Source organism: Stenotrophomonas sp. STEN056 (assembly GCF_056759635.1).
The window spans coordinates 258350-272710 of the sequence record NZ_JBRRDL010000001.1 but is presented as its reverse complement, the minus strand read 5'-3'; the positions used below and the strand labels follow the sequence as shown (position 1 = coordinate 272710).

The window sequence follows — 14361 nt, the reverse complement described above, 5'->3', positions numbered from 1 at the left end:
CGCGGGCAATGGCGTTGCAAGCCCGTGCCGGGCTGTTAGGCTCGGCATCGGTTTCCCTGCGCAGGAGGTTGTAACCATGAAATCCATGAGGATCATGTGGGGCGTGCTGGCGGCGATGGCGCTGGTGCCGTCCGCACAGGCGGCAGGCAACATCGATTGCGAACTGCGCTACAACCTTTCCGGCTGGTCGGCGTTCTACAAGACCGCCGAAGGTAGCGGCACGATCACCTGCGACAACGGCGCCAGCATTCCGGTCAAGATCACCGCCAAAGGCGGCGGCCTGACGGTTGGCCGCACCACCATCACCGATGGGCACGGCAAGTTCAGCGGTGCATATTCGACCAATGACCTGCTCGGTACCTATGCCGCGGCCGAAGTGCATGCCAGCGCCTCGCGCGCCAGTGGTGCGCAGGTGATGACCAAGGGCGATGTGTCGCTGGCACTTGCAGGCACCGGCCGTGGCTGGAGCCTGGGCGTGGGTTTCGGCAACTTCGTGATCGAGCGGCGCTGAAGCAAGGCGTGAGATTGAAAGCCTTGGATTTGGAGTTTTGGATTTAAAGCCCCTCTCCCGCTTGCGGGAGAGGGGTTGGGGTGAGGGCGCTTTTAAAGACGGGAATAGTCAAAAGCGAAAGCTCCCCTCATTCGCCCCAGCAACAACAGCAACAGCAACAGCAACAGCAACAGCTGCCCCGTCACTCCCCCGCGACGACCGGGAACGCTTCCAACGCTGCCCACACGATTGGCTTTGCCCACTCCGGCACCTGTGCAAATTCCTCCTGCGTGGCCGGGCAGAGAATCCGCCCCCGCTCCAATTCCAACACCAGCAACGGTTCCACTTGTCCGTCAGCATCGGCGGGAAGGCTGTTGTCGTAGACGTGTAGCGTCGTCAGGTGGGGCAGCAGTTCGATCAGGTTGAGTCGCGAGCTGTCAAAGCGCTGGCGGATCTTTGTCTCGGGGATGTCGTGGCCGCCTGTGGCAACGCGCTCGGCGACACGCTGCAGATGCAGCTCGACGTTCTCCAATCCGCAGAACCAGATACTGACTTCGTGCTGCTGGCAGGCGTCGCGCAGCAGCGCGGGAATCGTGTTCGCGCCCAGCGTGGTTTCAAAGGCGTAATCATGGTTTTCGATCATGGCTTCGCGCAGGCGGCGGGTGCCTTCCTGCCAGGCGGCCGCGTTGGCTTCTTCAAGCGGCCAGCCGTGTTCCACCAGTTGCCGGGTGAAAGCGTCGGGGTTGAACCAGGTAGCACCGTCTTCGCGCAGCATCATGCCGAGCAGCGAACTTTTACCGGCACCGTTGACGCCGGCCAGCACCAGAATCTGTGCCATCGCTTACAGCGACGGGCCGAGTGAGATTTTTTTGCCGCGCCGGGCAGGGCGGCTCAAGACCTTGGACAAGCCATCGTTCTTCAACGAAACAAGATGTGCATCAAACGCATCCTGCAGTGCCTTGAGTGACTGCGCGCGCTGTGCCGCCGTCGAGGTGCTGTTGGCCTGCGCGACCAGGCGCTCGTATTCCTCGGCCGAGACCACGACCGCCTGCGGATGGTTGTGGTTGGTCACCACCACCGCGCCACTCCGGGCCACCTTGCGCATCAGCTCCGGCCAACCCTTGGCCTTGACGTCGCTGGCGGGCGTCCGCTCCAGGTCAAGCAGGTTCAACGAAAAGTCCATGGCAGGTCTCCGGTGGCAAGTTGTATCGAACGCTACTCCAAAATTCCCATTTTGGGAAATTTGTCCATTATTTACATTTTTATGAGCGCAAAAAAACGCCCGGTATTGCACCGGGCGTTGGGGTTTCAGCGTGTGGCCGGGTGATCAGCCGCCACGTGGGCCGCGGTTGCCGCCGCCACCGGGACGGCCACCGCCGCCGGGACGACCTGCACCACCGGGGCGATTGCCGCCGGGGCGTGGGCCACCGGAAGGACGGCCGCCCGGGCCACGGTTGCCGCCACTCGGGCGGCTGGCCGGACGTGCGCCATACGGGCTGAAGCTCGGGGTGGCGTGGTCAGACGGGAAGGTCGGGGCATTGCCCGGGTGACCGTACGGGTGCTTGCGCTGGCCCTGGCCGGCACCTGCGCCGCCGGTGCCCTGCGAACGGCCCTGGCCGCCTGCACCGTAGCCACCGCCCTGCGAACGGCCGTGGCCCGGGCCGCCGCGGCCTGCGCCAGCAGCGCCGCCGGGCCGCGGCTTGCCGTACGGGCGAGCCTGGCCTTCACCGCCGGGGCCACGGCCTGCGCCACGGTTGCCACCCGGGCCGGCGTTGCGGTGGCCGCTCGGGCCGGTGCTCACGCCGTCGGGCACATACCAGGTGCGGAATGCGGCGGGGTTGCCATCGGGCAGGCTGCGGTCGCCGGCCGGCTTGCGCTGCTTGAACGGCTTTTGCGACTGCTTGGCCGCGGCTTCACCGCTGACCGTCAGGCCACCCTTGAAGCCGCCGCCCTTGCCGCCGCGACCACGGCCGCGGTCTTCGCGCACATTGTCGAAACGACGCAGTTCGCGGCCTTCGTCAGCGGTGTTGTGGCCGTTGACGTATGCATTGCCACGGCCGCCATCACGCGAGACACGCACGGTGGTCTTGGCGGCCTTGCGCTGGCCGATCACCGGCTGCAGGGTCAGGGCCGAGGGGGTGCCTTCTTCCAGCTTCAGCTGGGCGCGCAGCGCCTCGACCTGCGGGCTGGTCAGTTCCACCGACTTGCCACGAACCAGTTCGCGCGGCAGTTCGATCTTGCCGTAACGGGTGCGCTTCAGGCGGCTGACCTGGCAGCCCTGTGATTCCCACAGGCGGCGCACTTCGCGGTTGCGGCCTTCCTTGACGACCACGCGGAACCAGTCGTGCGAATCGGTGCCGCCGATGCGTTCGATTTCATCGAACTTGGCGCCGCCGTCTTCCAGCAACACGCCACGGCTGAGCCGCTCGATGATGGCGTCGGAGACTTTTTCCTCGCCTTCCGGGGCGCGCACGCGCACCACGTACTCGCGCTCGACTTCGAAGGACGGATGCATCATGGCGTTGGCCAGTTCACCGTCGGTGGTTGCCAGCAGCAGGCCGGTGGTGTTGATGTCCAGGCGGCCGATGGCGATCCAGCGCGCGCCCTTGAGCGGCGGCAGCGCTTCAAACACGGTCGGGCGGCCTTCAGGGTCGTCACGCGTGGTGACTTCGCCTTCGGGCTTGTTGTAGATCAGTACGCGCGAGGGGTCGGTCAGGGCGCTGGCCACAAAGCTGCGGCCGTCCAGGTCGATCTTGTCGCCACTCTTGACCGACATGCCGACCTGCGCGGTTTCACCATTGACCTTGACCAGGCCGTCGGCGATGCGCTGTTCCAGCGCGCGGCGCGAGCCCAGTCCGGCCTGGGCCAGGACCTTGTGCAGGCGCTCTTCAAGCTTGGGCTGCTCGGTGTTGCCGGCTTCGCGCTTGAGCGAGAGCTTGTTCAACGACAGCTTGCGAGGGGTGTCACTCATCTGTTTTGCTCCGGCCGGCGTTTTCCGCGTCGGCCTCATGGTCGGAATCGGCTACGTCAACAGCCACGGTCGTCGTCGCGACGGCGTTGTTTTCGGTTTGTTCCACTTCCGCCGCGCGCTCTCCCGGCGCGGCGTCGGGTTCGCCCGTGAGGACGGTGTTGGGTGCAGGGGCTTGCGAATCCGTGGATTCTTCGCCTGCTGCGGTATCTGTGTTGCCTGCTTCGCCCGGCTCGGTGCCAGCATCGGCTGTGCCGACGCCAGCGGTCAGCGGGGCTGCGGGTTGGCCGTCGCCATCCAGCGGCAGTTGTGGTTCCAGCTCGCCGATGTCACGCAGTTCGGACAGTGGCGGCAGTTCGTCCAGGCGCTTGAGCCCGAAGTAATCCAGAAAGCCCTTGGTGGTGCCGAACAGGGCCGGCTTGCCCGGTACGTCGCGGTGGCCGATGACCCGGATCCACTCGCGCTCTTCCAGTGCTTGGATGATGTTGCTGCTGACCGCCACGCCGCGTACCTGCTCGATCTCGCCGCGGGTGATGGGCTGGCGATAGGCGATCAGCGCCAGGGTTTCCAGCGTGGCGCGGGTGTAGCGGGTCTTGCGCTCGGTCCAGAGCCGGGACACCCAGCCGTGGACTTCGCCGGTGATCTGGTAACGGAAGCCGGAAGCCACCTCGACCAGTTCCACGCCGCGCCCGGTGCAGGCTTCGCGCAGCAGTTCCAGTGCGCGCTCCACGCTGCCGGGGGGCGCGGGCTCGTCTTCCGGAAACAGGCCCTGCAACTGCGACAGCGTCAGCGGCTGGCTGGACGCCAGCAGGGCACCTTCGACAATCCGGTTGATCAGCGGTTGATCCATGCGTTGGTCTGGTTGCTCAGGCGGGGTCGGTTGCGTCGGCGTCATCGAACTCGCTGGAGAACGCCAGCGGTGCGTTGGTGTTGCCGGCTGCCAGGGATTTCACGTAGATCGGGGCGAGCGGGGCTTCCTGCACGAGGTCCAGCAGTTGCTCCTTGGCCAGTTCCAGCATGGCCAGGAAGGTCACCAGGACGCCGAGCTTGCCTTCTTCGGCGCTGAACAACGTTTCAAAACGATAGAACTTGCCGTCTTCCAGCTGGCCAAGAATGTCACCCATGCGCTGGCGCACACTCAGCGCCTCGCGTTTGATGGCATGGCCGCTGAACAGCTCGGCGCGCTTGAGTACGTCATGCAGCGCCAGCAGCATTTCCTTCAGGTCTACCGGCGGCGGCAGTTTGATGGCTGCGCGTTCCGGCACGAATGCATGGGCCAGGCTGGTGTCGCGGTCCTGCCGGGGCAGGGTGTCGATGTCCTCGGCGGCCTGCTTGAAGCGTTCGTATTCCTGCAGCCGGCGTACCAGTTCGGCGCGTGGATCGGCTTCATCGCCTTCCACCGTGGCCGGGCGTGGCAGCAGCATGCGCGATTTGATCTCGGCAAGCATGGCCGCCATGACCAGGTATTCGGCTGCCAGCTCGAAGCGCAGCTCCTGCATCACGTTGATGTACTGGACGTATTGCTTGGTGATCTCGGCAACCGGGATGTCCAGGATGTCCAGGTTCTGCCGGCGGATCAGGTACAGCAGCAGGTCCAGTGGGCCTTCGAAGGCGTCCAAAATGACTTCCAGCGCGTCCGGCGGGATGTACAGATCCTGTGGGATCTGCAGCACCGGCTGGCCATGCACCATCGCCAGCGGCATTTCCTGCTGCTGCGGTACGTGGGGCGGCATTGGCGGGTTCGCGTCGTGCGCGAGTTCGGAAGTCATCAGGTCGACATCAGGTATTGCGAGCCGTACGCGTCCCGGTTTGCCAACCGGGTAGGGTTCTGCCCTGGTATTGCGATCCATGCGCACTTGTCAGGCGCGCTTCTTCCACACATGAACAACACAACGCGCCGCGAGGGGGCGGCAGCGTCAGTACGAGGAGGTCGTCTACGCGGTCCGGGAAGTGATGGGCTTCGGTGAACCGGCGGGGCCTGGGCCTGCCGCCGAACCGAGCCGCTACAGGCCGGCTGCGTGCAATGGTGCAAAGAGTAATGGCCCGAACCGGGCGATGTCCAGCCTTGTGCGGCTAGACTTGTCGCCCATCCATTCAGCGGACAAGGAGAAATCGGCCCGTGTGGTACGTGATTGAAGGCTATGACGGCGCACAGGCGCTGGCTGCGCGCATGCAGGCCAGGGCGGCGCACCTGGACCGGCTGAAGGCATTGCTTGACCAGGGAAGGCTGCTTTTGGCCGGCCCTTGTCCTGCCATTGACGCTGAAGACCCGGGCGAGGCCGGATTCAGCGGCAGCGTGGTGATTGCCCAGTTCCAGGACCTGGCTGCGGCCCGCGCCTGGGCCGAGGCCGACCCCTATGTGGCCGCCGGCGTATATGAACGCGTGGATGTGCGGCCGTTCCGCAAGGTCCTGCCATGAGCCGGGTGGAGCGGATCCGCGAGGCGCTGCAGGCGGTGCTTGCGCCGCAGTTGCTGGAAGTGGAGGACGACAGCCATCGCCATGTTGGCCACGCCGGTGCCCGCGATGGGCGCGGCCACTTCAATGTGACCGTGGTCAGCGATGCGTTCGCCGGCAAGGCTCCTTTGGCCCGTCACCGTGCCGTGTATGCAGCGCTCGGGACGATGATGGAGACCGACATCCACGCGCTGTCGATCAAGGCGCTGACCCCTGCGGAGCATGCGGGCGGGCGCTAAGCCGACTGCCTGTCCGCTGTTCAACGGGGACAGGCGATGTCCGGTCATGGCTCAGTGCAGCATGACAAGCGGTTTACAGATGTATTTGAAAACGTTTACATTCCGCGCAACCGTGCTGCGGAGGGCATGACGGTGGCAAAAGCGGCAATCACCATCAAGGATGTTGCCCGTGAGGCGAACGTCTCCGTTGCTACCGTTTCCCGTGCCCTCAATGGGCATCACAACGTCGCCGAGGCAGTGCGTGCCCGGGTGCTGGAAGTGGCCAACCGGCTGCGCTACACGCCCCACGCTGCCGCCCGCAGCCTGAGCAGCCGCAGTACCCAGACCATTGGCGTGGTGCTGCCGGACCTGCACGGCGAATTCTTTTCCGAATTGATGCGTGGCATTGACGGCGTGGCCAGCGCCCATCGTCGGCATCTTCTGGTGTCCAGTTATCACGGAGACCTGCAACAGCAGCGTGCTGTATTGCAGGCCATGCGCGGGCGCGTGGATGGCCTGTTGCTGCTCTCGCCGTATGCCGGCGATGCCGACCATCTGCTCGAAAGCCTGCCTGCGGCCATTCCAACGGTGCTGATCAACACACCACTGGCCGCCAGCCCGCATCCGGTGTTCAGCATTGATGACCATGCCGGCGCGGTGGTGATGACCGAGCATCTGCTGGCGCAGGGGCATCGCCGCATTGCCTTCATCGGTGGCCCGGCCCAGAACCACGATGCCCAGGAGCGCCTGCGTGGCTTCCGTGATGCCATGGCGGCGCAGGCCGGTGGCAGCGAGGGTATCGAGCTGCCCGGCGAGTTCGATGAGGCCAGTGGCCACCGTGCCGGCAAGGCCCTGCTCAAACGTGAGCACCTGCCCGATGCGGTGTTTGCCGCCAACGACATGATGGCGCTGGGCTGCCTGTATGCGTTTGCGCAGGTAGGCATACGCGTGCCTGACCACATTGCGCTTGCCGGCTTCGATGACATTCCACTGGCACGCTTTGTTCACCCCTCTTTGACGACGATGCAGGTGAGCATCGCGGAGCTGGGAGAACGGGCAATGCAGCAACTGCTACAGCAGATCGACGACGAAGCGGCCGGCCAGAGCTCTGGCATCACCTTGACTCCCAGCCTGGTCGTGCGTGATTCGACCGCAGCGCGTGGTACTTCCTGAGCCTGAGAACGTACCGGGGAACACATCAAATTCCTGGCAGTCCCTGATTGCCGTCGTGGAGAGAGTTGAACTATGAGAATTACCCCCCTGAAGAACGCACCCCCGCGCACCTTGCTCTGCTGCGCGCTGGCTGGCTGCCTGTTGCTGGGCGCCGCTCCGGTTTTTGCACAAAGCACGGGTGCCACCATCCGTGGCCAGGTGACCGCCGATTCGACGCCTGCGGCGCAGGCCAGGGTCACGGCGACCAATACCGCCACCGGCCTGAGCCGCAGCGTGCAGAGCACTGACAACGGCAGTTACTCGCTGGCCGGCTTGCCGCCGGGCACCTATCGCGTTGACGTTGATGCGGCCGGCAAGACCAGTACCCAGAACATCACCGTGCAGGTTGGCCAGACCGCCACCGTGAACCTGGGTGTCGGTGGCGTGGCTGAAACCGCCGGTGGTGCGGCGACCACCCTGGATGCGGTGCAGGTCACCGCGCAGGCGGTGGTGGAAACCAAGACCTCGGAGATCGCCACCTACATCACCCCGCAGCAGATTCAGGCGCTGCCACAGGGCACGCGCAACTTCCTGGCCTTTGCCGACACCGTGCCCGGCATGGCCTTCGAGCAGAATCCGGGCAACGGCTCGACCAAGCTGCGTGGTGGCGTGCAAAGCGCCAACAACGTCAATGTGTACATCGATGGCGTAGGCCAGAAGAACTACGTTACCCAGGGCGGCATCACCGGCCAGGATGCGAGCCGCGGCAATCCGTTCCCGCAGTTGGCCATCGGTGAGTACAAGGTCATCACTTCCAACTACAAGGCCGAGTACGACCAGATCAGTTCGGCGGCGGTCACTGCAGTGACCAGGTCGGGCACCAATGAGTTCAAGGGCTCGTTCTTCTGGGATTACACCAACCAGGACTGGCGCGAGCCGCGCGAGAGCGAGAAGAATGGCGTCGGCAAGACCCGTTCCGGCGACAAGCAGTACGGCGCATCGTTCGGTGGCCCGATCGTCCAGGACAAGGCGCACTTCTTCGTCACCTACGAGGGCAAGGAATACAGCGCGCCGCGTGACCTGAAGCCTGGCGAAGGGCGCCTGCCCGGCGACCTGCCGCAGGCCTGGCGGGATGAACTGGGTGCGACGGCCACGCCGTTTAAGGAAGACTTGTATTTCGGCAAGTTGGACTGGTCGATCAACGAAGAGAATCTGCTTGAGTTGACTTACAAGCGTCGCGAGGAAAGCGAGATCGGCAACGTCGGCGACCAGAGTGCGCGTAGCTACGGCACTGATACCGGCGTGGAAGAAGACCGCTATGACCTGCGCTGGCAGTACTCCAATGCCAATTGGCTGAATGACGCCCACCTTACCTACGAAAAGGCGTTCTGGACCAAGGCGCCGATCAATTTTGGCAACGGCCGTGTACTGACCGATGGCAGCGGTGATGACGGCAAGCAGATCTACCGTATCGGTGGCGGTGACGGTGGCCTGCAGGACAAGGGGCAAAAGGGCTGGTCGTTCCAGAACGACACCACGTTCTTTGGCTGGGAAGGCCACACCCTCAAGTTTGGTGTGAAGTACAAGCAGGTTGATCTGGATACGGTTGAGCAGCAGCCTTACAACCCGCAGTTCTACTACGACATCCATCAAGGCGGCGATGTGCCGTACTTTGTGCGCTTCGGCAGTCCGGCCGTGGGCACCGGCGGTGGTTCGGTCACGTCAAAGAACAAGCAGTTCGGCATCTATATCCAGGACGACTGGGATGTCACCGATCGTTTGACGCTGAACCTGGGCCTGCGCTGGGACTACGAAAAGACCCCGTCGTACCTGGACTACACCACCGCCCCTGACGTGCTGGCGTCGCTGGCGAGCGTGGATACCAATCCCGGGGCTGCGCCGGGCCAGACCTATGCGCAGACGCTTGCGCTGGGCGGTATCGATATCAATCGCTATATCAGCACCGGCGGCAACCGTAAGGCTTTCAAGGACGCCATCCAGCCACGCATCGGTTTTTCCTATGACCTGACGGGCGACGAGCGGCATGTGATTTTTGGCGGCATTGGCCGGTCCTATGACCGCAACCTGTTCGACTATCTGCAGCTTGAGCGCAGCAAGGCTTCGTTCCCGACTCGCCGCTTCAAGATCAATTCGCCGGGCCACGCCTGTGCGGTGGGCGGCGATTGCCTGGATTGGACGCCGCAGTTGCTGGACCGCGATTACCTGATGTCATTGGTCAACTCGACCGAAGCGGGCCGCGAAGTGTGGATGTTCGACAATGAACTGAAGACGCCGTATTCCGATCAGATCAGCCTGGGCATCCGCAATAGCTTCAACCTGGGTGGGCTGGACTGGAACAGCTCCACAACTCTCCAGCACACCCGTTACAAGGATGGGTTGTTGATCAACCGCGGCAACCGCTATGGCGATGGTGGGATCTATGCGCCGAACGGCAGTCCATGGAATGCGCCGGGACTGCCGAACCTGGGCGCGCTGATCGTGGCGACCAATGGGTTTGAATCCAAGAACACGGCCTTGTTGCTGAGCCTGGACAAGCCGTATACCGCCGAAAGCCCGTGGAACCTCAACGTGGCTTACACGCTCACCGACGCCAAGCAGAACATCCATGAGAAAGACCCGGTGTTTGGCTGGTACTTCCATCGTGGTGGTTGGTACGACGGCGCATGGGCGCCACGGCATCGTCTGGTGGTCAGCGGTTTCACCGACCTGCCGTGGGGCATGAGCGTCTCCGGCAAGTTGACCCTGGCCAGCATGATCAAACGCTGGGATATCGATGGCACCGCTGCCTACGGTGGCTATGAGCGCCCCCACAGCTGGAAGCCAGATGGTTCGCTGGGCTTCAAGCAATTCGACATGTCCTTGACCAAGACCTGGGATACCGGAACCGACCTCAAGCTGAAAGTGCGGGCCGACGTGCTCAATGTTTTCAACTGGACCAACTGGGAAGGCTACGGCATCAACTGGGACACCAACGTTGTCAACAGTTGGAGCCAGTACCAGACCCGTACCTTCAAGCTGTCCTTCGGTCTTGATTGGTAAGTGTGATGCCCCGGCCGCCGGCAACGCGGCCGGGGCATGGCTATGCAATGTTCCTTGTCACCTAGTGGTGGCAGTCTGATTTCTTACCCATGGATCTCGCCTTGAGCAAGTCACGTACCCCCCAGTTGTTGGCCTGTGTCCTTGCCGGTTTTGGGCTGGCGCTGTTGGCGGGCTGCGGCAAGGCGCCAGAGCCGCCGATGCCCAAGGTGCTGCCACAGGTGATCCTGATCGAAGCGGACCTGCCGCCACGGCCGATGAAGCCGGAACTGCCGCCGTTGTTCGATGACATCGAACGGCGCACATTCCAGTTTTTCTGGGACACCACCAACGAACAGAACGGGCTGACCCCGGACCGCTACCCATCGCGGCCGTTTGCCAGCATCGCCTCGGTGGGTTTTGCGTTGACTGCCTATCCGATTGGTATCGAGAACGGTTGGGTGAGCCGCAACCAGGCGGTGGAGCGCACGCTGACCACGCTGCGCTTCTTCCGCGACCTGCCGAGCGGGCCGCAGCGCACGGGCAAGGGCGCGTACAAGGGCTTCTACTACCACTTCCTGGACATGCAGGAAGGGCGTCGTTACGACAGCTGGGTGGAGCTCTCCAGCGTGGATACCGCGCTGCTGTTGATGGGTGTGCTGTTTGCACAGAGTTATTACGACCAGGACGATCCGCGCGAGAAGGAAATCCGGCAGATCGCCGACACCATCTACAAGCGCACCGACTGGCAGTGGCTGCAACGCAACAAGCCATTGGTGTCGATGGGCTGGTTCCCGGAGAGTGGCTTCATCCAGCACGATTGGATGGGCTACAACGAGGCCATGATGTTGTACATCCTCGCCCTGGGCTCGCCCACCCATCCGGTGGAGCCGGACGCGTGGACGGTATGGACACGCACCTACGACAACGACTGGGGCGTGTACGAAGGGCAGGAATACCTGGCGTTCGGGCCCTTGTTTGGCCACCAGTACAGCCATGTCTGGATCGACTTCCGTGACATCCAGGACCCTTACATGCGCGAGCGCGGCATCGATTACTTCCTCAACAGCCGCCGCGCCACGCTCGCCCAGCGCGAGTACGCCATCGAAAACCCGATGCAGTGGCGCGAATACAGCGCCAACGTCTGGGGCCTGACCGCAGGCGACGGCCCGCAGAACACCACCCAGGAATACCGCGGTGAGCAGCGACAGTTCCGCCACTATTCGGCGCGCGGCGCCGGCCTGCGCGAGAATTTTGACGACGGCACCATCGTGCCGTCGGCGGCCATTTCCTCATTGCCGTTCGCGCCCGAAGTGGTGATCCCGGCCACGGTGGAGATGCACAAGCGCTTCGGCGATTACCTGTATTCCAGCTACGGCTTCCTGGATTCATTCAACCCCAGCTTCAATTACGACATCCCGCTCAAGACCGGCCGCCTGATTCCCGAGCGTGGCTGGGTGGCCAGCGATTACATCGCCATCGACCAGGGCCCGATCCTCACTGGCATTGCCAACTACCGCAATGAATTTGTGTGGGACGTGATGAAGAAGAACCCGTACATCCGCAAGGGCCTGGAGCGCGCCGGTTTCACCGGCGGCTGGCTGGCACCGGAAGACAGTTTCCAGCCGCTGCAGAAGGACGAGAAAGCCGCCGCCGCACGTGCCGCCGGCATCGCCGAATCGCGTGCGGCAGCGGCTGCCGAGCAGAAGGCGGCGACCGTCGTGCCGCCTGCTTCCAAGCCGAAGCAGTGAGCGCCTGATGATCCGCGCGCTGGCCACCGTGGTGTTGTTGCTGGTGTTGGCCGGCTGCGCCAAACCGCAGGAAGGCACCACGCTGCGTTTCTGGGCGATGGGGCGTGAAGCCGAGGTGGTGGGTGAACTGATCCGCGAGTTCGAGGCGGAGAACCCGGGCATCCGTGTCGAAGTCCAGAACATTCCGTGGACGGCCGCGCACGAGAAACTGCTCACTGCCTATGCGGCCGATGGGCTGCCCGATGTCTGCCAACTGGGCAATACGTGGATCGCCGAGTTCGCCACGCTGCAAGCGCTCACGCCGCTGCAGCCGTATGTGGATGCGTCGTCGGTGGTGAAGCCGCTGGATTATTTCCCGGGCATCTGGGCCACCAACGTGGTGGATGGGCAGTTGGTGGGCGTGCCGTGGTACGTGGACACGCGCTTGCTGTTCTATCGCAAGGATCTACTGCGGCAAGCCGGCTTCGATCACCCGCCGCGTACCTGGGCCGAATGGGAACAGATGAACGCCGCATTGAAGGAGTTGATGGGGCCGAACCGTTACCCGGTGCTGTTGCCCCTCAACGAATTCGAGCCGCAGTTGTCCTTCGCGCTGCAGCAGAGTGATCCCCTGCTGCGCGAGCAGGACACGCGGGGTAATTTCCGCAGCCCCGGTTTCCGCCGCACGCTGGCCTTCTACGACAACATGTTCGAGCAGGGCTGGGCGCCGAAGATGTCCGAGACGCAGATATCCAATGTCTGGGACGAATTCTTCCGTGGCTTCACTGCGTTCTATCTGTCCGGCCCGTGGAATATCCGCGAGTTCCGCCAGCGCCAGCCGGCCAGCCTGGAAGGCGAGTGGGGCACCACCGCATTGCCGGGCCCCAATGGCCCGGGTGCGGGCATTGCCGGTGGTACCAGCCTGGTGGTGATGCGCTCTTCGCAGAAGAAAGAAGCGGCCTGGAAGCTGATTGAGTTCCTGTCGCGGCCGGCCATCCAGCAGCGCTTCTACGCCATCATCGGCGACCTGCCACCGCGCCGCAGTGCCTGGGATTCGCCGGAGTTGACCCGCGATCCACTGACGGCCGCGTTCGCCGACCAGCTGGAGCGGGTCAAGCCCACGCCCAAGGTGCTGGAGTGGGAGCGGATTGCCCAGCAGATGCGCATCGTCACCGAACAGGTGGTGCGGGGAGGGTTGCCGCAGGACACGGCGGTAGAGCAGTTGGACCAGCAGGTCGATGACATTCTCGCCAAGCGGCGCTGGATGGTCGAACGACGCATCGAGGCAGCAGAGGCTGCATCGGCGGAGGGTGAGCAATGAAACAGCGCTCGCTCGCCGGCTGGTTGTTCGCGGCCCCGGCCTTGATTGTGATTGGCGTGTTCTTCGGCCTGCCGGTGCTGTCGGCGCTGGCGCTGAGCCTGACCGACTTCGACCTTTACGCGCTGGCCGATTCGCACAACCTGCGCTTTGCTGGCCTGGGCAATTACATCGACCTGCTGCAAACGCCGATGTTCTGGAAGGCGCTGGGCAATACCGCGTATTTCGTTGCGGTGGGCGTGCCGCTTTCCGTCGGTTTGTCGCTGGGCGCGGCGATGCTGCTCAATGCGCCGGCTGCCCGTTTCAAGGCCTTGTTCCGCACGGCCTTGTTCGCGCCGGTGGTGACCACGCTGGTCGCGGTGGCGGTGATCTGGCGCTACCTGTTCCACACCCGCTACGGGCTGGTGAACTGGGGGCTGGGGCAGGTGGGCATTGATCCGGTGGATTGGCTGGGCGATCCGCACTGGGCAATGCCGACCATCATTGGCTTCGCCGTGTGGAAGAATTTTGGCTACAACATGGTGATCTTCCTGGCCGGGTTGCAGGCCATTCCAAAGGATCTGTACGAAGCCGCACGCATTGACGGTGCCTCGCGCTGGCAGCAGTTCCTGCACATCACCTTGCCGATGCTGGGGCCGGTGTTGCTGGTGGTCGGCGTGATTACCGTGTCCGGTTATTTCCAGTTGTTTGCCGAGCCGTACGTGATGACGCGCGGCGACCCGCTGCAAAGCACGGTAAGCGTGCTGTATTTCATGTTCGAGGAAGGCTTCAAGTGGTGGAACCTGGGGCGTGCCTCCGCGGTGGCGTTTCTGTTGTTCCTGATCATCCTGGCGGTGACCACGCTGATGTTGCGCTTCGGCAAGCGCAAGGAACTGGTATGAAAACGCGTTCACGCTCCTGCTGCGCTCACCCTGCGACCCGCGTGCGGTGCTCGCAATGCTCACGTATCGCCCATACGCTGCGCTTGCTCCGCTCCGCCACGGGCCGCAGGCCA

The 14361-nt window shown here is 63.6% G+C and carries 13 protein-coding genes; 8 read left to right on the top strand and 5 right to left on the bottom strand.

The genetic code is table 11. The features are described from left to right. Window positions 1-76: 76 nt before the first annotated feature. Window positions 77-511, top strand: a complete 435-nt coding sequence (locus ACVOLO_RS01365) for a hypothetical protein (RefSeq protein ID WP_481568468.1) — start codon at window positions 77-79, stop codon at window positions 509-511. Window positions 512-692: 181 nt separating this feature from the next. Here ACVOLO_RS01365 and ACVOLO_RS01360 read toward each other — a convergent pair whose 3' ends face one another. The 5 genes from ACVOLO_RS01360 to ACVOLO_RS01340 all read right to left on the bottom strand — a co-directional run bounded on the left by ACVOLO_RS01360 (window position 693) and on the right by ACVOLO_RS01340 (window position 5227). Then, complete coding sequence (locus ACVOLO_RS01360; RefSeq protein ID WP_481568467.1) at window positions 693-1328, bottom strand: ATPase; 636 nt, start codon at window positions 1326-1328, stop codon at window positions 693-695. Window positions 1329-1331: 3 nt separating this feature from the next. Further along, complete coding sequence (locus ACVOLO_RS01355) at window positions 1332-1673, bottom strand: type II toxin-antitoxin system Phd/YefM family antitoxin (protein ID WP_481568466.1); 342 nt, start codon at window positions 1671-1673, stop codon at window positions 1332-1334. A 144-nt stretch (window positions 1674-1817) separates the two neighbouring features. Beyond that, the gene (locus ACVOLO_RS01350; protein WP_481568465.1) at window positions 1818-3461 is read right to left on the bottom strand and encodes a pseudouridine synthase; all 1644 of its coding nucleotides are present in this window, start codon (window positions 3459-3461) and stop codon (window positions 1818-1820) included. Continuing rightward, the gene (gene scpB / locus ACVOLO_RS01345) at window positions 3454-4308 is read right to left on the bottom strand and encodes an SMC-Scp complex subunit ScpB (RefSeq protein WP_481568464.1); all 855 of its coding nucleotides are present in this window, start codon (window positions 4306-4308) and stop codon (window positions 3454-3456) included. The genes ACVOLO_RS01350 and scpB overlap by 8 nt, the downstream gene beginning before the upstream one ends. Before the next feature lie 16 nt (window positions 4309-4324). Then, window positions 4325-5227, bottom strand: a complete 903-nt coding sequence (locus tag ACVOLO_RS01340; RefSeq protein ID WP_481568463.1) for a segregation and condensation protein A — start codon at window positions 5225-5227, stop codon at window positions 4325-4327. Between the two features lie 350 nt (window positions 5228-5577). Between ACVOLO_RS01340 and ACVOLO_RS01335 the strand changes: the two genes are divergently transcribed. The 7 genes from ACVOLO_RS01335 (at window position 5578) to ACVOLO_RS01305 (ending at window position 14248) form a co-directional block, all read left to right on the top strand. Further along, window positions 5578-5877, top strand: coding sequence for a YciI family protein (locus ACVOLO_RS01335; protein WP_481568462.1), 300 nt, complete (start codon window positions 5578-5580; stop codon window positions 5875-5877). Beyond that, entirely contained in the window at window positions 5874-6152 is a 279-nt protein-coding gene (locus tag ACVOLO_RS01330) for a BolA family protein (RefSeq protein WP_481568461.1), read from the top strand. The genes ACVOLO_RS01335 and ACVOLO_RS01330 overlap by 4 nt, the downstream gene beginning before the upstream one ends. 132 nt (window positions 6153-6284) lie before the next feature. Beyond that, window positions 6285-7304 carry a LacI family DNA-binding transcriptional regulator gene (locus ACVOLO_RS01325; RefSeq protein ID WP_481568496.1) on the top strand — a complete coding sequence of 340 codons (1020 nt, stop codon included), beginning with the start codon at window positions 6285-6287 and terminating at the stop codon, window positions 7302-7304. Between the two features lie 72 nt (window positions 7305-7376). Continuing rightward, on the top strand, window positions 7377-10343 hold the full coding sequence (locus ACVOLO_RS01320) for a TonB-dependent receptor (protein ID WP_481568460.1): 2967 nt from the start codon (window positions 7377-7379) through the stop codon (window positions 10341-10343). 197 nt (window positions 10344-10540) lie between these two features. Then, the gene (locus ACVOLO_RS01315; protein WP_481568495.1) at window positions 10541-12070 is read left to right on the top strand and encodes a glucoamylase family protein; all 1530 of its coding nucleotides are present in this window, start codon (window positions 10541-10543) and stop codon (window positions 12068-12070) included. 10 nt (window positions 12071-12080) lie between these two features. Next, on the top strand, window positions 12081-13370 hold the full coding sequence (locus ACVOLO_RS01310) for a sugar ABC transporter substrate-binding protein (RefSeq protein ID WP_481568494.1): 1290 nt from the start codon (window positions 12081-12083) through the stop codon (window positions 13368-13370). Beyond that, a complete protein-coding gene (locus ACVOLO_RS01305; RefSeq protein ID WP_481568459.1) occupies window positions 13367-14248 on the top strand; it encodes a carbohydrate ABC transporter permease in 882 nt (293 codons plus the stop codon). The genes ACVOLO_RS01310 and ACVOLO_RS01305 overlap by 4 nt, the downstream gene beginning before the upstream one ends. The last annotated feature ends 113 nt before the right edge of the window (window positions 14249-14361 follow it).